This is a genomic window from Lachnotalea sp. AF33-28 (assembly GCF_003477885.1).
In the GTDB taxonomy this organism is placed as follows: domain Bacteria; phylum Bacillota; class Clostridia; order Lachnospirales; family Lachnospiraceae; genus AF33-28.
The window spans coordinates 38985-60831 of sequence record NZ_QUEE01000020.1; the positions used below are offsets into that span (position 1 = coordinate 38985).

The following is a 21847-nucleotide window of genomic DNA, read 5'->3' on the forward strand; positions in this document are numbered from 1 at the left end:
TGAGAAGCGCTGCTCAGTGCCGTGTTTTTGTCAAGAGAAAAAGAGCGCAAATTGTCGAAATTGTGTAAATTCAGATTTATTCACAAAACGCATGTTTTGTTCCCATAGGGGAGAGTAATCCACATAATCTGGATAAATTAATGTGGATAATGTGGATAAGTTGGTGTATAAATCTGTTTTGCTGATAAAAAGGACGAGCTGTCGGTGTGGATAACTGTGGACGGGCTCATATTTTATGATTCCTCAAATTTGTCGAAAAATGTAATGTGGTCTATAAAATTGTGCAAAATGCATAAATTGTTGCCCCAAGGCAAAAAATTCACCCATTAATAAAATGGCTGAATCTGAGGATGAAGCTCTGAAAACGCCGGAATATTTTCATCTTAATTATCAAATAATGTAAAATCACATAAATTTAACCTTAAGGCCTGTTTATCTTCCGCCCCCTTATTGCTGCCTTCATCATCATTACCTAAAAACCTCAGTTGAAGCTTACGCGCTGCTTTTACGTAAATACTTATGGGAAGCTTTCGGCAATTTCACAGCAACTTAGAGCGGCGACGAATCTGTAAAGTTACTTTGCGTTACTGTTCACACGCTACCGATAAAGCAGCGTAAGAGAGGGCAGGGTATGGTCCTCATAGGGATCCCTTGAAGCCCGCCGGTACTTATTGCTGTGTATTTTACAGCATTAGTACCGCTGCGCGCTTCACGGAGCGAGAGCGGGTCCCAATGAGGACCATACCCTGCCCTCTCTTACGCGGGAATTTTTCGGTAACTGTGAACAGCAACGATGCTGCAATATCGTTTTCTTACGCCTCCACTTGAATAAAACGGCAGTTAGTGCTACAATAAACTATCGAATATTGGGCGCATGGACAGAAGATACTATATGACAGCGGGGGAAATGCGTAAAACAGCTCTGAAATGAGGTAAAAAATGGGATTAGTACAAAAAATCTTCGGAACTTATAGTGAACGCGAGCTGAAGCTGATTCAGCCGACCGTGGATAAGATTATTTCCTTAAGGCCCCAGATGATGGAACTGTCGGATGAGGCGTTAAAGGGAAAGACCAAAGAGTTTAAAGAACGGCTGGCAGGCGGAGCCGCTTTGGATGATATACTGCCCGAAGCGTTTGCGGTGGTCAGAGAGGCCGGCAGAAGGGTGCTGGGCATGGAGCATTACCCGGTGCAGCTGATCGGCGGCATCATCCTTCATCAGGGACGTATCGCCGAGATGAAGACCGGTGAAGGAAAGACCCTGGTATCCACGCTTCCCGCTTACTTAAATGCCTTAAAGGGCGAGGGCGTGCATATCGTTACCGTTAACGACTATCTGGCGGAACGTGATGCCAACTGGATGGGCCAGATCCATGAATTTCTGGGCCTGACCGTGGGCGTTGTATTAAACAGCATGAACAGCGAAGAGCGCCGCGCCGCTTATGCCTGCGATATAACCTATGTGACGAACAACGAACTGGGATTTGATTACTTAAGGGACAATATGGTCCTTTATAAAGAACAGCTGGTACTTAGAGGCTTAAAGTACTGCATCATCGATGAGGTGGACTCCGTACTGATCGATGAGGCAAGGACGCCGCTCATCATATCCGGCCAGAGCGGCAAATCCACCGAACTGTATCACCAATGCGATATGCTGGCCAAGAGGATGAGGAGAGGCGCCGACCGTCCCGAGATGAGCAAGATGGATATCATCATGGGCGAGATCCAGGAAGAGGACGGCGACTTCATTGTAAATGAAAAGGATAAGGTCGTTACCATGACGGCAGACGGTATCCGCAGGGTGGAGGAATACTTCCATATCGATAACCTGGCGGATCCGGAAAATTCAGAGATCCAGCATAACATGATCCTGGCGCTGCGTGCAAACAACCTGATGCATAAGGACCACGACTATGTGGTAAAGGATGACCAGATCTTCATCGTGGATGAATTCACCGGTCGTATCATGCCCGGAAGAAGATATTCCGACGGCCTGCATCAGGCCATTGAGGCCAAGGAAGGCGTGCAGGTGAAGAGGGAGAGCAAGACCATTGCGACCATCACCTTCCAGAACTTCTTCAACAAGTTTGAGCGCAAGGCCGGTATGACCGGTACCGCTTTAACCGAAGAAAAGGAATTCCGTGATATCTACGGCATGGATGTGGTGGAGATCCCCACCAACGTGCCGGTAATCCGTGTGGATAAACAGGATAAGGTGTATAAAACCGTCAAAGAAAAATACAACGCGGTGGTGCGCGAAGTTGTGGAAGCCCATAAGAAGGGGCAGCCCGTGCTGGTGGGCACCATTACCATAGAGGCGACGGAGGTGCTGCGCAAGCTTTTTAAAGCACAGGGTATCTCTCCGGAGGTGCTCAATGCCAAGTTCCATGAGAAGGAGGCGGAGATCGTTGCCAAGGCCGGTATTCACGGCAGCGTGACCATCGCCACCAACATGGCCGGCCGCGGTACCGATATCAAGCTGGATGAGGAAGCGAGGGCGGCAGGAGGATTAAAAATCATCGGCACCGAGCGCCATGAGTCCCGCCGGATCGATAACCAGTTAAGAGGCCGTTCCGGCCGTCAGGGGGATCCGGGTGAATCCCAGTTTTTTATCTCCCTGGAGGACGATCTGCTGCGCCTGTTCGGTTCCGAGCGTGTGATGACGATGTTTAACGCGCTGGGAGTGCCGGATGATCAGGAGATCGAGCATAAGATGCTGTCCAAGGCCATCCGCAGGGCTCAGGAAAAGATTGAGCACAACAACTTCGGAATCCGTAAGAATCTGCTGGAATATGACCAGGTGAACAATGATCAGCGCGAGATCATCTATGCCGAGCGCTTAAGGGTGTTAAACGGAGAGAACATGCGCAATGTGATTATCAAGATGATCACAGACACGGTGGACAATACCGTGGATATGTGTATCTCCGATGACCAGGCGCCCCAGGAATGGGATATGAACGAGCTGTCCTCGCTGCTGCTTCAGAACATACCGCTTCGCATGGTGCTGACCGATGAGCAACTGTCCAAGATGAACAAGGGCAAGCTCAAACAAATGCTCAAGGAAGCCGCGGTCAAGCTGTATGAGATGAAGGAAGCGGAATTCCCGGATGCCGAGACCATGAGAGAGATCGAGCGCATTTTCCTGCTTAGGACCATTGACCGAAAATGGATGGATCATATCGACGATATGGACCAGCTGCGCCAGGGCATCGGCCTGCAGGCATACGGCCAGAAAGACCCGCTGGTGGAATACAAGATGGCCGGATTTGAGATGTTTGACGTGATGACGGCCAGCATTCAGGAAGAGACCATCCGTCTGCTCTTCCATGTCCGCCCGAAACAGAAGGTGGAAAGGGAAGAGGTGGCTAAGGTGGTCGGCACCAATAAAGAGGCTTCTTCCAAAACCGTAAAGAACACGGAGAAAAAGGTATATCCCAACGACCCGTGCCCCTGCGGTTCCGGCAAGAAGTACAAACAGTGCTGCGGCAGAAACCTGTAAAGCCGCACAAAAAATAAAATGAGAGAAGGTGACAATATGGTTGAACTTGATCAGTTCAAGTACACGATTTCAACGTTAGAAAAACCATTATTGGAAGTGAGGGATTCACTTTAACCTGGCTGACAAGGAAAAGCGGATCGCAGAATTAGAGAAACACATGGAAGAACCCGATTTCTGGACGGACGCGGAAAAGTCCACCAGGATCACAAAGGAACTAAAAAATCTGAAGGATACGGTGGACGGCTTTCATCAGCTGCAGTCCGAATATGAGGATGTGCAGGTCATGCTGGACATGGCCTATGAGGAAAATGACGCCTCCCTGATCCCGGAGATAGAGGAGATGCTGAATGCCTTCAGCGATAAGCTGGAAGAGCTTAGGATCAGCACTCTTTTGTCGGAGGAGTACGACAGAAATAACGCAATACTCACGCTGCACGCCGGGGCCGGAGGCACGGAGTCCTGTGACTGGGCCGGCATGCTCTACCGGATGTACTGCCGGTGGGCCGACAGCAAGGGGTATACGACCGAGGTGCTGGACTATCTGGACGGTGAAGAGGCCGGCATCAAGTCCGTCACCGTGCAGATCAACGGAGAAAACGCTTTCGGCTATCTGAAGTCGGAACGCGGGGTGCACCGCCTGGTGCGCATCTCCCCCTTTAACGCGGCGGGAAAGCGCCAGACCTCCTTTGTATCCTGTGATGTCATGCCGGACATTGAAGAGGATCTGGATATTGAGATCAACGATGACGATTTAAGGATCGATACCTACCGCTCCAGCGGCGCAGGCGGCCAGCATATCAATAAGACCTCTTCGGCAATCCGCATCACTCATCTGCCTACGGGCATCGTGGTGCAGTGCCAGAATGAGCGCTCCCAGCATATGAACAAGGACAAGGCGATGCAGATGTTAAAGGCCAAGCTGTTCATCTTAAAGCAGCAGGAAAACGCGGAAAAGCTGTCCGACATCCGCGGTGATGTTAAGGAAATCGGCTGGGGCAACCAGATCCGTTCCTATGTGCTGCAGCCTTACACCATGGTGAAGGATCACAGGACCAACGCGGAGAGCGGCAATGTGCAGGCGGTGCTGGATGGCGGACTGGACCCGTTTATTTCTGCCTATCTGAAATGGCAGAGCCTGAACAAAAAGAAATAATAACTATAAAACGGCAGAAAAAATCGTATACGGACCTCCGTATACGATTTTTCGTAACGGTTGAGACAACGGGAAATCGGTGCAAGAGCGGGTGCTCCGCCTGAACTGCTGCAATTTTCGAAGGTGCGGATAAAAAGTGGTTGCAAAGAAAGGCCGAATATGATAATATCTTTCGAGTAAAAACACATGTGTTTCATAGGCATACAGATGAGGTGTGCCGGCTTTGGAGGATGTTATGGCAGAGGATTATGGTTATTTTGTAGTAAAAAGGAAGGCAGTGCCCGAGGTTCTGCTGAAGGTGGTGGAAGCTAAGCGGCTGCTGGAGTCAGAGAAGGCGATGACCGTGCAGGAGGCGACCGCGATGGTTGGCATCAGCCGCAGCTCTTTCTATAAGTATAAAGAGGATATCTTCCCGTTTCACGATACGGCCAGAGGGAAGACGATCACCTTTGTGCTGCAGATGGACGATATACCGGGCGTCCTCTCCCATGTGCTTAAGACCATTGCGGAATATAATGCGAATATCTTAACGATCCATCAGACGATACCGATTAATGGGATGGCATCCCTGACCTTGAGCGTGGATGTGCTGCCGACAACAAAAAATGTTACCGACATGATTTCCAACATAGAGGATCTGGACGGCATTCATTATGTAAAAATATTAGCCAGGGAGTGAGACGATGATAAATATAGCGGTAATGGGATACGGAACCATCGGTTCCGGAGTGGTAGAGGTGATTAACACAAACGGCAGCAGCATCGCCGGCCGGGTGGGAGAGCCTCTGAATGTGAAATATGTGCTGGATCTGCGTGACTTCCCGGGGGATCCGATTCAGGAGAAGATCGTGCATGACGTGCAGGTGATACTGGACGATCCGGAAGTTGCGATTGTGGTGGAAACCATGGGCGGGACCAATCCGGCCTATACCTTTGTTAAGAAGGCGCTGCTTGCGGGCAAGAGCGTGGCCACTTCCAATAAGGAGCTGGTGGCCGCTCACGGCGCGGAGCTTTTAGCCCTGGCAAAATCCAAAGAGCTGAATTTCCTGTTTGAGGCCAGCGTGGGCGGGGGCATTCCGATCATCCGCCCCTTAAACCAGTCCCTGACGGCGGATGAGATCTATGAGATCACCGGAATCTTAAACGGCACCACCAACTTCATCCTGACCAAGATGGAGAGGGAGGGGCTTTCCTTTGACCTGGTGCTGAAGGAAGCGCAGGAATTAGGGTATGCTGAGCGCAACCCTGAGGCTGATGTGGAAGGCTATGACGCCTGCAGGAAAATCGCCATCCTGTCCTCCCTGGCCTATGGCATGCAGGTGGATTATGAGGACATTTACACTGAGGGCATCACAAAGATATCCGATGTGGACTTTAAATACGCCAAAAAGCTGGGCATGGTGGTGAAGCTGTTCGCCACCAGCAAACGGATCGATGACAAATTTTACGCCATGGTCTGCCCGGTGATGATTGACAGCGGCCATCCGCTGTACGCGGTCAACGATGTATATAACGGCATCCTGGTGAAGGGCAATGTGATCGGCAACGTGATGTTCTACGGAGCCGGCGCGGGCAAGCTGCCCACAGCCAGCGCGGTGGTGGCGGATGTGGTGGACGCAGCCAAGCACATGAACCGCAACATAATGACGAACTGGAGTGAAAATAAGCTGGAGCTCGCGGATATCGGCACTTCCAGCAAGAGCTTCTTTGTCCGCATTGCCGGCAGCAAGGCGGCCAAAGCAGCTATGGTGGAGGATGCTTTCGGGCCGGTGAAGTACATAGAACTGGACGAAATGGACGAATTTGCCGTCATAACCGGCGTGATGACCGAGAATGCCTTTGAAGAGGCCGCGGCCAAGGTGAAGGGAATCCGCGGAAGAATCCGTGTGGAAGCAAATTAAAGTGGTTGACTTAACCGGGTGTCATAAAGTAAAGTATAGGTAGCTGTCAGACGCCTATAAAGGCGTTTGACGGCAGATAGATAGAAGCCGGAATGGAAGGAAACAGACAATGCTGATTGTGAAAAAATTCGGCGGTAGTTCGGTCGCTGACAAAGAAAGAATATTCAATGTGGCCAGAAGATGCATTGAGGATTATGATAAGGGCAATGATGTGGTGGTGGTCCTGTCCGCCATGGGCAAGACTACGGATCAGCTGCTGGCCAAGGCTGCAGAAATCAACCCCAACGCCTCCAAACGGGAGATGGATATGCTGCTTGTAACAGGGGAGCAGGTATCCGTTTCTCTGATGACCATGGCGCTTCACTCACTGGGAGCTGCGGCCATCTCACTCAACGCGGCGCAGGTTGCGATGCATACCACCAGCGCATACGGCAGTGCCCGCATCAAGAGGATTGATACGGAGCGCATCCGCAACGAGCTGGATGCCAGAAAGATCGTAGTGGTCACCGGTTTTCAGGGCATTAATAAAAAAGATGACATGACCACTCTGGGAAGGGGCGGTTCCGATACCACCGCCGTAGCGCTGGCTGCTGCGCTGGGAGCCGATTCCTGTGAGATCTATACAGATGTGGAAGGCGTATATACGGCCGATCCTCGCATCGTCCCCAATGCGAGGAAGATGGAAGAGGTCACCTATGATGAGATGCTGGAATTCGCCTCTCTGGGGGCAAAGGTGCTCCACAACCGTTCGGTGGAAATGGCCAAGAAATACGGTGTGCAGCTGATCGTGCGATCCAGCCTGAATACTGCGGAGGGAACCGTTGTTAAGGAGGAAACAAAGATGGAAAAGATGCTGGTAAGCGGAGTCGCTGCCGATAAAAATACAGCCAGGGTTTCGGTCATCGGTGTGAAGGACGAACCCGGCATTGCCTTTAAGATGTTCAATTACCTGGCAAAGAGAGGGATCAATGTGGACATCATCCTGCAGTCCGTTGGACGCGGCGGCACGAAGGATATCTCCTTCACCGTTGCGAGGAACGATCTTAAGGAGACCTTGGAGATCCTCAATTCCAACAAAGCTTCCTTTACCGCGTCCGATGTGGAATTTGAAGACGGCGTGGCAAAACTCTCCATCATCGGGGCGGGCATGACATCCAATCCCGGTGTGGCAGCCAGGATGTTTGAGGCGCTCTCCAGCGTCTATGTCAATATCAAGATGATCGCCACCTCCGAGATCCGGATCACGGTGCTGATTGCGGAGGAGGATGTGGAGCGCGCGATGAGAGCGGTCCATGACGCCTTCGATCTGGGAGAATTATAATCTGTAATGAAAAGAAAACTGTCAACGGAACAGACCTTGTACTTTATAGGGCTGGCGGCGATTGTGATTGGCGCCGCCGGCTTCTTTTTTATTTCGCTGCTGCCGGAATCCCTGCGCAGATTTCTGGTGGGACCGTGTCCGCTTCTGACCCTGACGAGATTCTACTGCCCGGGCTGCGGCGGGAGCAGGGCAGTCTATTATCTGCTGCACGGAAAGCTTTTAAAGAGTCTGATCTGCCATCCCATCGTGCTGTACGGCCTGGCGGTCGTCCTGCCGTTTATGGTGACGCAGACGCTTGCGCTGCTCACAAAGGGACGCATCAGAGGCATGAGATTCCGGCCATGGTATCTGTATGCGGCTGCGGTGATTATCATCGCTAATTTTGTGCTTAAAAATGTGCTGAAGCTGATTTTTCATATAGATCTGCTGGCCATATGAGAGCGGACAATGTATGAGAGCGGACTAAGATAGAAAGGAAATAAAATTACCGAATATGGACATTGTAAAAGTACTGCAGGAAGAACTGAACATTAAAAAGAGCCAGGTCGAGGCTACAATCAAGCTGATCGATGAGGGCAATACGATTCCGTTTATCGCCAGGTACCGCAAGGAAGCCACCGGATCTTTAAACGATGAGGTGTTGAGAAATTTTGACGAACGCCTGAAATATCTTAGAAATCTGGAAGAAAAGAAGGAGCAGGTCCTCTCCACGATCCGCGAACAGGGAAAACTGACGCCGGAGCTGGAAAAACAGATTCGGGAGGCCATGACTCTGGTCGTGGTGGAAGATCTGTACCGTCCGTACCGCCCCAAGAGGAGGACCAGAGCTACGATCGCGAGGGAAAAGGGCCTGCAGCCCCTGGCTGACCACATCCTGCTGCAGATGGCCAGGGAACCGCTGGAAAAGACCGCGGCGGCCTATATAGATGAGGATAAGGAAGTACGTACCGCCCAGGAAGCCATCGACGGGGCCAAGGATATCCTGGCGGAGCAGATTTCAGACGAGGCCGATATCCGCATGTATATCCGCAAAGCTACCTATGACCGAGGGCTGATCAGATCTACGGCAAAGGATGAGAATGTACAGTCCGTATACGAGATGTACTATGACTATCAGGAACCGGTAAAGAAAGCGGCGGGACACCGCATACTCGCGTTAAACCGCGGGGAGTCCGAGAAGATTCTGACGGTAAAGATCGAGGCGCCCGCGGAGGACATTCTGCGCTATCTCGAGAAAAAAATCATTGTAAATGACAATCCTTACACCAAACCTGCGCTTAAGGAAGCGGCTGCGGACAGCTATGACCGCCTCATCGCTCCTGCCATCGAGCGGGATATCCGCAATGAGCTGACCGAGAAGGCGGAGGACGGGGCCATACGCGTATTCGGCAAGAATCTGGAGCAGCTGCTGATGCAGCCGCCCATCACCGGCCGCGTGGTGCTGGGCTGGGATCCTGCTTTCCGCACGGGCTGTAAGCTGGCTGTGGTGGACGCCACGGGCAAGGTATTGGATACGGTCGTAATCTATCCGACAGCGCCTCAGAATAAGGTGGAGGAATCAAAAAGGATTCTGAAAAACCTGATTAAGAAATATAATGTATCGTTGATATCGGTAGGTAACGGCACGGCCTCCAGGGAATCCGAGCAGATCATCGTGGATCTGTTAAAAGAGATCAATGCGGGCGTGCAGTATATCATCGTCAATGAAGCGGGAGCGTCCGTATACTCCGCCAGCAAGCTGGCCACGGAGGAGTTTCCCAATTTTGATGTGGGGCAGAGAAGCGCGGTTTCCATAGCCAGGAGGCTGCAGGACCCGCTGGCGGAGCTGGTCAAGATCGATCCGAAGTCCATCGGGGTCGGCCAGTACCAGCATGACATGAATCAGAAGAAATTAAGCGAGGCCCTGACCGGCGTGGTGGAAGACTGCGTCAATAAGGTGGGTGTGGATTTAAACACGGCTTCCGCCTCCCTGCTGGAATATATCTCCGGCATCACCAAGGTCATCGCCAGAAATATCGTGGCCTACCGGGAGGAAAACGGCCGTTTCACCGACCGCAGGCAGCTGCTTAAGGTGGCGAAGCTCGGCCCGAAGGCGTTCGAGCAGTGCGCCGGCTTCATGCGCATCCAGGGCGGCAAAAATCCTCTGGATACCACGGCTGTCCATCCCGAGAGCTATGCCGCTGCAGAAGCTCTGCTGAAAAAACTGGGCTATCGTACCGAGGACATCCTTCAGGGCGGCCTGAAAGGAATCGGCAAAAAACTCATAAATCCGGCGGCGGCTGCCGCAGAGCTGGGAATCGGTGAAATCACGCTGAACGATATCGTGAAGGAACTGGAGAAGCCGGCCAGAGACCCCAGGGATGAGATGCCTAAGCCGATCCTGCGCACCGATGTGCTGGACATGAAAGACTTAACCCCTGGCATGATCTTAAAGGGGACCGTTCGAAACGTGATCGACTTCGGGGCATTTGTGGATATCGGCGTACATCAGGACGGGCTGGTACATATCTCACAGATGACCGACCGATACATCAAGCATCCGCTGGAGGCTGTCAGCGTGGGAGATATTGTGGAAGTGAAGGTCATGAGCGTGGATCTGAACAAAAAGCGCATCCAGCTGACCATGAAACTGTGAGTGACACCGGATTGGAAAGGAGCGGACTATGAAGGCATGGGCCGGAAAATTTGTGATAAACGCAGGCGTATTCTTTATACTGGATTATATCAGCAAGGGAGCGATTTTTGATGACCGCTGGGCGATTATTTGGGCGGCGCTTCTTTTGGTCGTCCTGAATATGATCATCAAACCGGTATTAAAGGCATTGTCCCTGCCGCTGACCTGCATCACCTTTGGGCTCTTCGGTTTTGTGGTCAGCGCGCTGGTCATCGGTATTATGGACAGGATGATGGTATCCGTCCATTTCGAGAGCTTCGGCCAATACCTGATTGCCGCGGTCCTGATCGCGGCCGGGGACGCGCTTTTCATTCAATAGGAAAATACGACCTATTGAACAAAACGCTCCGCGAGGATCGCACTGCGGCGCAGCGGAATCATGTCGCTAAAGCGACCCGCCGCAGGCGGAGAATCCCGCGAGCAGGATTCTTTTCCATCAAAGAATAAATGAAGGACAGGGCTTTAAGTTTCAGCGCCCTGTCCTTTGACGTTTCCGGTATTTTAACGGGGAGGTTTCCGTATATTTTTTAAATACCTTTTCGAAGTATGTGATGCTCTCATAACCCAGCATTTCCGAAATTTCCGTTATATTATGATCGGTATCCGAAAGCAGGCGCTGGGCCTGCTTGATTTTCTGTATATTTATGAATTCATTTACTGTTGAGCCGGTGACCTCTTTGAATATACGGCTTAAATAGCATTTGCTCACATAGAAACGCTTTGCCAGATCTTCCAGGGACTTGGAGCCGCCGGAATTATTAATGATATAATCTGCCACCTCATGGACCTTCCTGTGCTTGGCTGTCTGCGCTTCCTCGCCTTTCGGGGCAAACGTCTGATTTTTCAGACAGCGGAGCGAATAAATCAGCAGGCTTGCCACCTGCATCTTCACCATCGCCTCGTAATTCACCTTCTTCTCCCGGATTTCCGCAACGATGGAGGCGAGAAGCTCCTCCACATAGCGCTGCTGGCCGGCATCCAACTCCAGCACCCCGTAATGCGCTTCAAAAAAATGATAGAAATCCAGCCCCAAAAGCCGCGTGAAAGGCGCAATTTTCTCCCCGTCGATCTCCAGCAGTATCCGGTCATGATAGGACTGACCGGCCATGCTGGTCTTATGGATCTGTCTGCGGTCGATAAATACCAGGCTGCCCTGTTTCACCAGATAGGTCTGCTTATCGATGAAATAATAACGTTCCCCCTTAAGCAGATAATAAATCTCGCATTCCGTGTGAAAATGCTTGGTGGTCATGGTAAATTCATAATCTCTGATTACGCGGTCAATTGCCAGCCCATCCGTATGCTCTTCGAATACCGTGCTTTTCATGAGCGGACCCCCCTTCCCCGGATATTCTATAATACAGCCGCGTTTGTAAACACGGCACATAATTACGGATTATATTGTATCAGGAAATGATAAGAGGTACAATATAGTTTGAATAAATGGAAGATTTAAGTCAATATCGTTTTAGATTCACGTATAGCGATTTGATATAATTGTATCATATAAGCTCGGAAACCGGCTTGGGTCAGCCTGGCAGTGCGAGGATGTATCTGAAAGAAGCGAGGGAGAAACATGGCAAATCATAAAGAGCAGACGATGACAAAGGGAAATATATGGAAACAGATCATATGGTTTTCGGTCCCTCTGCTGATCGGCAATCTGTTCCAGCAGCTCTATAATACCACCGATTCGGTGATCGTGGGCAATTTCGTTGGGAAGGAAGCGCTGGCGGCGGTGGGATCCAGCGGCAATCTGATCAATCTGATCATCGGCTTTTTTATCGGTATGACCAGCGGCGCGGGCGTGGTCATCGCGCAGTATTACGGAGGCGGACGGCTGGATAAGATGAAGATCAGCATACATACCTCGCTGTGGTTCTGTACCATAGGCGGCGCGGTCATGACGGTGGCCGGCGTGGCGCTCACACCGTGGATTTTAAAGCTGATGGGAACGCCGCCGGAGGTGCTTCCCAATTCCGTCACCTATCTTCGGATTTATTTCTTCGGATCCATTTTCAATATCATCTATAATATGGGGGCCGGCATTCTAAGGTCCATCGGGGATTCCAGGAGACCTCTGTATTATTTGATCATTTCCTCCCTGGTGAATATCGTGCTGGATGTGGTCCTCGTGGTCGTGTTCCGTATGGGGGTGGCCGGTGTGGGGATCGCCACAGTATTTGCGCAGTTTGTGTCCTGCTTCTGCGTGATGTTTACGCTGGTGAGGAGCAAGGAAAGCTATCATGTGAACTTAAAAGAGGTGCGCTGCGACCGCCAAATGTTAAAGCGCATACTGCATATGGGCATACCTTCCGGCCTGCAGTCCACGATTGTGTCACTTTCCAATGTGGTGGTACAGAGCAATATCAACAGTTTCGGAGCGGACGCCATGGCGGGCTACGGGGTGTACGCGAAGGTGGACAATTTCACGATGATCCCGATCACCAGCCTGGCGCTGGCTGCGACCACCTTTACCGGCCAGAATTACGGGGCGAAGCAGGCGAAGCGGATCAGAAAAGGGGTACGGGAGTGCGTGATACTGGGAGTTTCCTATGCGCTGTTCATCGGTGTGGTGAATTTCACCTTTATCGGCGTGTTTGCCCAGCTGTTTACCAGGGACGCGGAGGTCCTTAGGTATGCAACGATCATCGCCCGCATTATGGCGCTGCCCGGCTATGTGGCTCTGGTGGCCAATCAGCTTTATCTGGGTGTGGTGCGGGGCATGGGGGATACGGTAAAGCCGATGATCATCTCCATCACAAGCCTCTGTTTTATCCGCATGCTCTGGATATCGCTGACCGTGCCGCTGACCAGGGACATCCGCTTTGTGTTTATCGGGTATCCGTTGACCTGGGCGATTGCGGCTGTGGCCGAGGCGTTTATTTACTATCGGAAATCCAGGCATAACTTCTATCTGGATGAGTCAATATAGTGCTACTTCCGATGAAAACAGGCAATATTTCATAAGAAAAAGAAACTGATATGGGATATAATAGGGGCATAAATCAAGTGGCCGGCAGAGAAGATAGGCCGGTCTGTGCGGTGATTGAGCACAGAATGGAGGAAGTCATGAAATATTCTGACAACAAGGTCACAGACCTGAATATTGCTTACATAGGCGGCGGTTCCAGAGGATGGGCGTGGACGCTTATGACCGACCTGGCAAAGGAACCGAATTTAAGCGGTACGGTGCGCCTTTACGACATCGATCCGGATGCGGCCAGAGTCAATGAGCAGATCGGAAACCGTCTAAGCACCAGAGATGATGTGGTGGGTAAATGGACGTACAAGACATCTGATACGTTGAAGGATGCGCTTAGCGGAACGGATTTTGTGATCATATCGATCCTGCCGGGAACCTTTGACGAGATGGAATCGGATGTACATCAGCCGGAGAAATACGGCATCTATCAGTCGGTGGGCGATACGGCAGGTCCGGGCGGAACGGTCCGCGCGCTGCGCACCATCCCCATGTTTGTGGAGATCGCGGAGGCGATTAAAGCGTATGCTCCCGATGCGTGGGTCATCAACTATACAAATCCCATGACCCTGTGTGTAAAGACCCTTTACCATGTATATCCGCAGATTAAGGCTTTCGGCTGCTGCCATGAGGTGTTCGGCACCCAGAAGCTTCTGGCCGGCATCTGTGAGGAAGCGCTGGGACTTAAGGATGTGAAACGTGAGGATATTCATGTAAATGTGCTGGGCATCAACCACTTCACGTGGTTTGATCAGGCATCCTATAAAGGGATTGACCTGTTCCCGGTTTACCGCGACTATATAGACAGCCATTTCCAGAACGGATTTCAGGTTGGGGATGATAACTGGGCTAACTCTACATTTGCCTGTGCGCATCGCGTGAAGTTCGACCTGTTCAGACGGTATGGGCTGATTGCGGCAGCAGGAGACCGCCATCTGGCGGAATTCATGCCGGGCGGAGAATATCTGAAAGATCCCGAAACCGTGGAGTCCTGGAAATTCGGGCTGACTACGGTTGCCTGGAGAAAAGAAGATCTGAAAGAAAGGCTGGATAAGAGCCGCAGGCTGTTAAACGGTGAGGAAGAAGTGGAGCTGAAAAATACAGGGGAAGAGGGCATCCGGCTGATCAAGGCGATCTGCGGTCTGGACCGCATCATCAGCAACGTGAATATTCCCAATGTGAACGGTCAGATCCCGAATCTGCCCAGAACTGCGGTGGTGGAAACCAATGCCGTGTTCTCCAGAGATTCCATCAAGCCGATCGTTGCGGGCCCCCTGCCGGACGGCGTGCTTAAGCTGGTTACGCCCCATGTGGAAAATCATGAGACGGTGCTGGAGGCGGCGCTTACCTGCAACAAAGAGCTGGTGGTAAAGGCATTTGAAAACGATCCGCTGGTTAAGGGAAGATGCAGTGAGGAGCAGATCCGGACACTGGTGGATGAGATGATACAGAATACGATGGCTTATTTGCCGGATGGATGGAAATAAGTAAAGAAAAAAGCTCTTGCATATGCAGGAGCTTTGATCTATAATAGGGTCAAATTGATAGATAATCTTCGGGGCAGGGTGTGATTCCCTACCGGCGGTACAGCCCGCGACCCGCATAAGCGGTTGATTTGGTGAGATTCCAAAGCCGACAGTATAGTCTGGATGAAAGAAGATAAGCGCAGTGAGTTTTAGATTGAAAATCCCGGAGAAGCTACGTCTTCCCGGGATTTTTTTCGATAAAACAACATTCTGATTAACAAAAAAGCGCTTCGCTTAGATCGCACTGCGGCGCGTCAGTTCCCCGGCCTTTATCTGCGCGCAGACAATGCGCGGGAAGGAGACAATTATGGAAAAAACATCAAGTGTAACACAGACAAAGAAAATCAAATCCGCATTTACGGTGAAAAATCTGGTGCTGATCGCCATGTTCGGCGCTCTGGCAGCAGTGCTCATGCTGTTTGAGTTTCCCCTGCCGTTTCTGGCGCCGTCCTTTTATGAACTGGATCTAAGCGAGATTCCGGTTCTGATCGGCACCTTCATGATGGGGCCGGTGGCCGGAGTGCTGATCGAGACGGTAAAGATTTTAATAAAGCTGCTGCTCAAGCCGACGTCCACGGCCTTTGTGGGAGAGCTGGCTAATTTCTGCGTGGGCTGTGCGTTGGTCGTGCCGGCCGGCATCATTTACCGCACCCATAAAACTAAAAAAAGAGCGGTGATCGGTCTGTGCACCGGTACACTGGCCATGGCGCTGGCGGCTGTCATTCTCAATACCTATGTGATGCTGCCTTTCTATACCACGGCATTCCATATGCCGTTAGACGCGATCATAGGCGCCGGAACGGAGATTATACCCTTTGTAAACAGCACCTTTACGTTTATGCTGTTCTGTGTGGCCCCTTTTAACATCATAAAAGGTGTTCTCACCAGCCTGGTTGTGGTGCTCTGCTATAAACGCATCTCCATCCTTCTTCGTTCCTGACAAGTTACAGCTGCCGATAAAGCAGCGCATCCTACTCTGAAGCCCCAGCAATTTGGGGTTTCTTTTTTTTGCTTTTTTGGTATAATGTCGTTAGGCATTATACTGCGCTGATTTTCTGTCCGCGAAGCAGACAATTTCCATAGAAAATCATGCGCATCTTCCCAGAGGGGCTATGTCAGCCTGCTGACATGGTATTAGTGTCCATAGACCGGTGCTTCGTTGTTATTTGAGAGATGATGTGCCGGATGATTACGGAGGTGCTTCATGCGTTTTGATATTCAGGTGGAAGCGAAGGATCTGTTTCGCTTTAATATGTATCATATCTACCATACCTTCAGCGGAGTGCTGGGGATGGTGATCAGTATCGCGGCGCTGGTGGGTGCGGTGCTGACCTACGGCACGGTCAATACGACCTATACGGTGGCGCTGCTGCTGGTCGGATGCATGTACACGCTGATCCATCCGTTCAGCGTATATTCCAAGTGCAAAGCAACCGCGAAGTCAAAGACTTATGCGCAGCCCTTTGAATACGTTTTCGGAGAGGACGGTTTTTCAGTTACACAGGGAGATCAGCACGTGGATTATAAATGGGAAAGCATCGCCCGGGTAAAAAAGGCGGGGTCCAATATCATGATTTATATGGATAAGATCCATGCCCATATACTGCCGGCAGAGAAGCTGGACGGCAGGGCAGAGGAACTTCTGACGTTAATAGGAGAGCATACCGCAGGACGGGGGACAGCACAAAGATGAATATAATCGAGACATATTCTCCGGAAGAGACCGGAAAACTGGGTTTTCGTCTGGGCCAGGCGGCCTGCGCCGGAGAGATATACTGTATAAACGGGGATCTGGGCGTGGGCAAGACCGTGTTCACGCAGGGCTTTGCGGCAGGACTTGGGATAGAGGAACCGGTGAACAGCCCGACGTTTACGATCGTGCAGATCTATGAGGGCGGCAGGCTGCCGCTTTATCATTTTGATGTTTACCGCATCGGGGATGTGGAGGAGATGGAGGAAATCGGCTATGAGGACTATTTCTTTGGCGAAGGAGTCTGCCTGATCGAGTGGTCCGAACTGATCCGTGAGATCATTCCCGGGGGAGCGGGGGAGGTCACGATAGAGAAAGATCCGGAAAAAGGCTTTGATTACCGCAGGATCACAGTAATAGAGGCGTCTCCGGATAAGAAAAGAGGATAAGATGAAGATATTAGGCATAGAGAGCTCATCCATGGTGGCTTCGGTTGCGCTGCTCACCGATGAACTCATTACAGCGGAATACACCGTCAACTATAAAAAGACGCATTCCCAGACGCTCCTGCCGATGATTGATACGGTGGCATCCATGGTGGAACTGGATCTGTCCGAACTGGACGCAATAGCGGTATCGGGAGGTCCGGGATCGTTTACCGGCTTAAGGATCGGCGCGGCGACGGCCAAAGGGCTGGGCCTTGCCTTGGATAAGCCTCTGATTCACGTCCCCACGGTGGATGCGCTGGCATATAACATGTACGGATGTGAGGGGCTGGTCTGCCCTATGATGGATGCGCGCAGAGGACAGGTATATGCGGGAATTTACCGCATGAAGGACGGGATGGAGATTTTAAAGCCGCAGTATGCGGCGGATTTGGGAGAACTGCTGGATGAACTGGGCAGAATGGGCGAACCGGTGGTATTTCTTGGGGACGGCGTCCCTGTGAGCCTGGATGTGATCCGTCAGAGCTGCCGCGTAAACTTTAGGCTGGCGCCGCCGCATATGAACCGGCAGAGGGCGGCCAGCGTAGCTGCGCTGGGAGCTATGTATTACCGGGCCGGCCGCACTGAAAGCGCAGCGGAGCATACGCCGGATTATCTGCGGCTGTCCCAGGCGGAACGGGAGCTCGCAAAAAGAAATGAGGCGGCGAAAGGCCCGGTGGGAAAATGACGGTGCGCAGGATGGAGAGCGCGGATCTGGAACAGGTAGCCGCGCTGGAGCAGGCTGCTTTTACTGATCCGTGGTCTTTTAACATATGGAAGGACTGTCTGGAAGGCAGAAGGGATATCTGTTATGTGGCGGAACAGGACGGTCTCATCGTCGGATATTTTTGTATGATGGTGGTATTGGATGAAGCGGAGCTCCTAAAGATTGCGGTTTTGCCGGAGAAACAGAAAAAAGGGGTTGCCTCCGGGCTGATGGAAATGATGCTGTGCTACTTAGGCAGCAGGAAGATCCGCGCGGTGACGCTGGAAGTGCGGGAGCATAACCGGGCCGCCCTGGCGCTCTATACGAAATACGGTTTTGTGCCGGAAGGCCGCCGGAAAAACTATTACCGCAATCCGGCAGAGGATGCCATAATTATGAGGAAGAGCCAGCTTTGAGAACAATTACCATTGAAACATAAGAGGGACATCCTTTATAATAGATCTGTACAGGAATTCTGCTGCAAGGCGGGAATGGAGGATATGTTATGAAGGCATACAATGAAAATCGTGAGCTGGTGGCCATCATCTGCAATCAGTGCGGCAGGGTCATGACGGTTCAGGATGATATGGTGAAGGAAGGGGTATTTTCCGCAGCTTGTACTTGGGGCTATTTTTCCGAAAAAGACGGAGAGATACACAGTCTGGACCTCTGCGAAGAATGCTATGACGAGTTTATAAAACAGTTTAAGATACCGGTGACGGTAACCGCACAGACCGAGATGGTTTAATCCGAAACAGAGTATACCGGCGGATTCCAAAGATCGGGATAGAAGACAGGACGGACGCGCATGGATGTATGCGCGTCCGTCTTTTACTGTGAAAGTCCCATTTTTTCCAGTTTTCATACCATGGAGATGCCGCTTAAGGCATGGGGGGCATAGCCTGTGATATAAAATGCTCCATGAGAACCGCAATGCGGCGGGAAGATACGATGCTGCCGGAGCGACCCGCTGCAGGCGGAGCATCCGGCGGGGGGATTCTCATTTATAGTAGCCATCAGCAATAAATTATGTTAGAATATCAAATAGCGTTACAAAATGATACAGTTATCAGCTTCACGCACGGGTGCTGTCCGGCACCGTGCCAGGAGTGTCGGAGGAATTATATGCTTGATATTTGCTTGCTGGGTACCGGAGGCATGATGCCGCTGCCTTACCGGTGGCTGACGTCTATGATGGCCCGCTGCTGCGGCAGCAGCCTGCTGATCGACTGCGGTGAAGGCACACAGATCGCACTGAAGGAAAAGGGCTGGAGCCCTAAACCCATAGATATTATATGTTTTACACACTATCATGCGGATCACATCAGCGGTCTGCCCGGTCTTCTTTTAACGATGGGCAATGCCGAACGGACGGAACCGCTGATCATGGTGGGACCGAAGGGACTGGAACGCGTGGTGGGAGCTCTTAGAACCATAGCGCCGGAACTTCCTTTCCCCATCCAATATATTGAGCTTACGGAGAAACGGGAGCAGCTGAAGCTGGGACCCTATGAGATCACGGCGTTTAAGGTGAACCATAACATTGTCTGCTACGGATATACGCTTCACATCCCGCGTACCGGGAAGTTTAATCTGGAGCAGGCGCTGTCCTGCGGCATACCCAAACCTTTCTGGAACCGGCTGCAAAAGGGCGAGATCGTTGAGGCGGAAGGCAAGACCTATACGCCGGATATGGTCCTGGGCGCGCCGCGGCGCGGGATCAAGGTCACTTATTGTACGGATACCAGACCCACAGCCGCAATCGAAGAGGAGGCCGCCGGCGCCGATCTGTTCATCTGTGAGGGGATGTACGGAGAAAAAGGCAAAGAGGCCAAAGCCAGAGAGTACCGGCATATGACCTTTTATGAAGCGGCGAAGCTGGCCAGGGGCGCAGACGTAAAGGAGCTCTGGCTGACTCATTACAGCCCTTCCCTCACTTATCCGGAGGAATACATGAACGATGTCCGCAGCATTTTCCCAAGGGCGATCGCTGCCAAGGACGGGAGAACAGCAGAACTGCAATTTGAGGAAGAATAAATGGAAAAAGAGATACTCATACTGGCGGTTGAGAGTTCCTGTGATGAAACCGCTGCCGCCGTTGTCAGAAATGGGAGAGAGGTGCTCTCCAACATCATCTCGTCACAGATCGCGCTGCACACTCAGTTTGGCGGCGTTGTGCCCGAGATCGCGTCGAGAAAGCATATTGAAAAAATCAATCAGGTAATTGAGGCGGCGCTTTTGGAAGCGGGAGTGACGCTGGATGATCTGGATGCCATAGGCGTTACCTACGGGCCGGGGCTGGTAGGCGCCCTGCTGGTGGGCGTTGCGGAAGCCAAAGCTATCGCGTATGCGAAGAAGCTGCCGTTAGTCGGCGTGCATCATATTGAAGGCCATATCTGCGCCAATTTTATAGAGAACAAGGATCTGGAGCCTCCGTTTCTATGTCTGGTGGTTTCCGGAGGTCATACCCATCTGGTGCTCATGAAGGATTATGGAGAATTTGAGATCATAGGAAGAACCAGGGATGACGCGGCCGGGGAAGCATTCGATAAGGTGGCCAGGGCTGTGGGCCTGGGCTATCCTGGCGGACCTAAGATCGATAAGGCGGCAAAAGAGGGAAACCGGCATGCGGTGGAATTTCCCAGAGCCAGGGTGGAGGATGCGCCCTATGATTTCAGTTTCAGCGGTCTGAAATCCTCGGTGCTCAACCATATCAACCATGCGAAGATGATGGGGGAGGAGATCAATGTGCCGGATCTGGCGGCTTCCTTCCAAAATGCGGTGGTGGAAGCGCTGGTCAGCCGGGCGGTTGCAGCAGCGGCGGAATTCCATATGGATAAAGTGGTGATTGCCGGAGGTGTCGCATCCAACAGCGCGCTTCGGGAAGCTATGGAAGAGGCATGCTGCAGAAATCATCTGAAATTTTACCATCCGTCCCCGATTTTCTGCACGGACAATGCGGCCATGATCGGTGTGGCGGCTTATTATGAATTTATAAGAGGAAACACAGCCGGACTGGATTTAAATGCGGTTCCGAACCTCAAGCTGGGGGAACGCTGAAAAACGGCGGGCGGGGACCGGTTGTGTCCCCGTCCGTTAACTGTATGGCCGGAGAGGAATATATTCATGGGAATGAAATCTAACGGAGAAAAAACGGCCGCTATTGTTCTGGCAGCCGGCCGCGGCAGCCGGATGGGCAGCGATATCCATAAACAGTTTATGCTTTTGGGCGGAAGGCCGCTGGTCTATTATTCGCTCAAAGCTTTCGCAGAAAGCGCGGTGGATGAAATTGTGCTGGTAACAGGTGAAGAAGATATCGTCCGCTGTGAAGAAATCGTAAGGAAATACAACATTGCTAAGGTGAAAGCGGTCGTACCCGGCGGCAGGGAGCGGTATGATTCCGTTTATGAGGGGTTAAAGGCGGCAGATACCAGCAGCTATGTGCTGATCCATGACGGAGCGCGTCCGTTTTTGACCGATGCGATCATCGGCAGATGTATGGACGGAGCGCGGGAATACGGCGCCTGTGTGGCGGCTATGCCGGTGAAGGATACTATAAAAATCGCCGATGAAGCCGGATTTGCCGATTATACGCCGAACCGGAACCTGGTATGGATGATGCAGACACCCCAGGCATTTTCTTATCCACTCGTGAGAGGGGCGTATGACTGCCTGGCATCCCGCGGTGCGGCAGGGCTTTCGGTGACGGATGATGCGATGGTGGTGGAAACCTTCACAGATCATAAAGTGAAGTTTGTGGAAGGCTCTTACCGTAACATTAAAGTGACAACGCCGGAGGATATGTTGATTGGGGAAGCGTTTCTGAACTGTTCCCGGTCTGTAAAAGTTTTGCTGAAGTGAAAAGTTTATTTCCACTTTGAAAACGGTTGAAAAATAAGTGGCA

General features: G+C 51.6%; 20 protein-coding genes and 1 riboswitch. Of the genes, 19 read left to right on the plus strand and 1 reads right to left on the minus strand.

The window, feature by feature from the left end; translation table 11 throughout:
• The first annotated feature begins 939 nt into the window (after positions 1–939).
• The 8 genes from secA (at position 940) to DWZ56_RS21045 (ending at position 10872) form a co-directional block, all read left to right on the plus strand.
• A complete protein-coding gene (gene secA / locus DWZ56_RS21010) occupies positions 940–3504 on the plus strand; it encodes a preprotein translocase subunit SecA (protein ID WP_118558587.1) in 2565 nt (854 codons plus the stop codon).
• A gap of 36 nt (positions 3505–3540) precedes the next feature.
• Positions 3541–4657, plus strand: a protein-coding gene (gene prfB / locus DWZ56_RS21015) for a peptide chain release factor 2 (RefSeq protein ID WP_118558588.1) whose coding sequence is annotated in 2 segments (ribosomal slippage) — positions 3541–3615 and positions 3617–4657 — 1116 coding nt in all. Because the reading frame shifts where the segments join, the coding sequence is not laid out codon by codon here.
• 235 nt (positions 4658–4892) lie between these two features.
• The gene (locus DWZ56_RS21020) at positions 4893–5336 is read left to right on the plus strand and encodes an ACT domain-containing protein (RefSeq protein ID WP_118558589.1); all 444 of its coding nucleotides are present in this window, start codon (positions 4893–4895) and stop codon (positions 5334–5336) included.
• 4 nt (positions 5337–5340) lie between these two features.
• On the plus strand, positions 5341–6558 hold the full coding sequence (locus DWZ56_RS21025; RefSeq protein WP_118558590.1) for a homoserine dehydrogenase: 1218 nt from the start codon (positions 5341–5343) through the stop codon (positions 6556–6558).
• A gap of 109 nt (positions 6559–6667) precedes the next feature.
• A complete protein-coding gene (locus DWZ56_RS21030) occupies positions 6668–7879 on the plus strand; it encodes an aspartate kinase (RefSeq protein ID WP_118558591.1) in 1212 nt (403 codons plus the stop codon).
• A 6-nt stretch (positions 7880–7885) separates the two neighbouring features.
• Positions 7886–8317 carry a DUF2752 domain-containing protein gene (locus tag DWZ56_RS21035; protein ID WP_118558592.1) on the plus strand — a complete coding sequence of 144 codons (432 nt, stop codon included), beginning with the start codon at positions 7886–7888 and terminating at the stop codon, positions 8315–8317.
• A 55-nt stretch (positions 8318–8372) separates the two neighbouring features.
• Positions 8373–10514: a Tex family protein gene (locus tag DWZ56_RS21040; protein ID WP_118558593.1), complete on the plus strand. Its 2142-nt coding sequence runs from the start codon at positions 8373–8375 to the stop codon at positions 10512–10514.
• 28 nt (positions 10515–10542) lie between these two features.
• Complete coding sequence (locus tag DWZ56_RS21045; protein WP_118558594.1) at positions 10543–10872, plus strand: phage holin family protein; 330 nt, start codon at positions 10543–10545, stop codon at positions 10870–10872.
• Between the two features lie 150 nt (positions 10873–11022).
• Here the strand turns inward: DWZ56_RS21045 and DWZ56_RS21050 are convergent, their stop codons facing one another.
• The gene (locus DWZ56_RS21050; RefSeq protein WP_118558595.1) at positions 11023–11880 is read right to left on the minus strand and encodes an AraC family transcriptional regulator; all 858 of its coding nucleotides are present in this window, start codon (positions 11878–11880) and stop codon (positions 11023–11025) included.
• Between the two features lie 249 nt (positions 11881–12129).
• Between DWZ56_RS21050 and DWZ56_RS21055 the strand changes: the two genes are divergently transcribed.
• From DWZ56_RS21055 to ispD, 11 genes are all read left to right on the plus strand, one after another.
• Positions 12130–13488 carry an MATE family efflux transporter gene (locus tag DWZ56_RS21055; protein WP_118558596.1) on the plus strand — a complete coding sequence of 453 codons (1359 nt, stop codon included), beginning with the start codon at positions 12130–12132 and terminating at the stop codon, positions 13486–13488.
• A 137-nt stretch (positions 13489–13625) separates the two neighbouring features.
• Positions 13626–15023 carry an alpha-glucosidase/alpha-galactosidase gene (locus tag DWZ56_RS21060; RefSeq protein ID WP_118558606.1) on the plus strand — a complete coding sequence of 466 codons (1398 nt, stop codon included), beginning with the start codon at positions 13626–13628 and terminating at the stop codon, positions 15021–15023.
• A 60-nt stretch (positions 15024–15083) separates the two neighbouring features.
• Positions 15084–15201, plus strand: a riboswitch (FMN riboswitch).
• Positions 15202–15369: 168 nt separating this feature from the next.
• Positions 15370–16002 (plus strand): ECF transporter S component, encoded by a 633-nt coding sequence (locus DWZ56_RS21065; RefSeq protein WP_118558597.1) that lies wholly within the window; start codon positions 15370–15372, stop codon positions 16000–16002.
• Between the two features lie 264 nt (positions 16003–16266).
• Positions 16267–16755 carry a YcxB family protein gene (locus tag DWZ56_RS21070; RefSeq protein WP_118558598.1) on the plus strand — a complete coding sequence of 163 codons (489 nt, stop codon included), beginning with the start codon at positions 16267–16269 and terminating at the stop codon, positions 16753–16755.
• Entirely contained in the window at positions 16752–17201 is a 450-nt protein-coding gene (tsaE, locus tag DWZ56_RS21075) for a tRNA (adenosine(37)-N6)-threonylcarbamoyltransferase complex ATPase subunit type 1 TsaE (RefSeq protein ID WP_118558599.1), read from the plus strand. The genes DWZ56_RS21070 and tsaE overlap by 4 nt, the downstream gene beginning before the upstream one ends.
• Position 17202: 1 nt before the next feature.
• A complete protein-coding gene (gene tsaB / locus DWZ56_RS21080) occupies positions 17203–17925 on the plus strand; it encodes a tRNA (adenosine(37)-N6)-threonylcarbamoyltransferase complex dimerization subunit type 1 TsaB (RefSeq protein WP_118558600.1) in 723 nt (240 codons plus the stop codon).
• Positions 17922–18359 (plus strand): ribosomal protein S18-alanine N-acetyltransferase, encoded by a 438-nt coding sequence (gene rimI / locus DWZ56_RS21085; protein ID WP_118558601.1) that lies wholly within the window; start codon positions 17922–17924, stop codon positions 18357–18359. The genes tsaB and rimI overlap by 4 nt, the downstream gene beginning before the upstream one ends.
• An 89-nt stretch (positions 18360–18448) precedes the next feature.
• Positions 18449–18691: a hypothetical protein gene (locus DWZ56_RS21090; protein ID WP_118558602.1), complete on the plus strand. Its 243-nt coding sequence runs from the start codon at positions 18449–18451 to the stop codon at positions 18689–18691.
• Positions 18692–19068: 377 nt separating this feature from the next.
• A complete protein-coding gene (locus tag DWZ56_RS21095) occupies positions 19069–19980 on the plus strand; it encodes a ribonuclease Z (protein ID WP_118558603.1) in 912 nt (303 codons plus the stop codon).
• A complete protein-coding gene (gene tsaD, locus DWZ56_RS21100) occupies positions 19981–21003 on the plus strand; it encodes a tRNA (adenosine(37)-N6)-threonylcarbamoyltransferase complex transferase subunit TsaD (RefSeq protein WP_118558604.1) in 1023 nt (340 codons plus the stop codon). It begins immediately after the preceding gene.
• Between the two features lie 72 nt (positions 21004–21075).
• A complete protein-coding gene (ispD, locus tag DWZ56_RS21105) occupies positions 21076–21804 on the plus strand; it encodes a 2-C-methyl-D-erythritol 4-phosphate cytidylyltransferase (RefSeq protein ID WP_118558607.1) in 729 nt (242 codons plus the stop codon).
• Positions 21805–21847 lie beyond the last annotated feature (43 nt).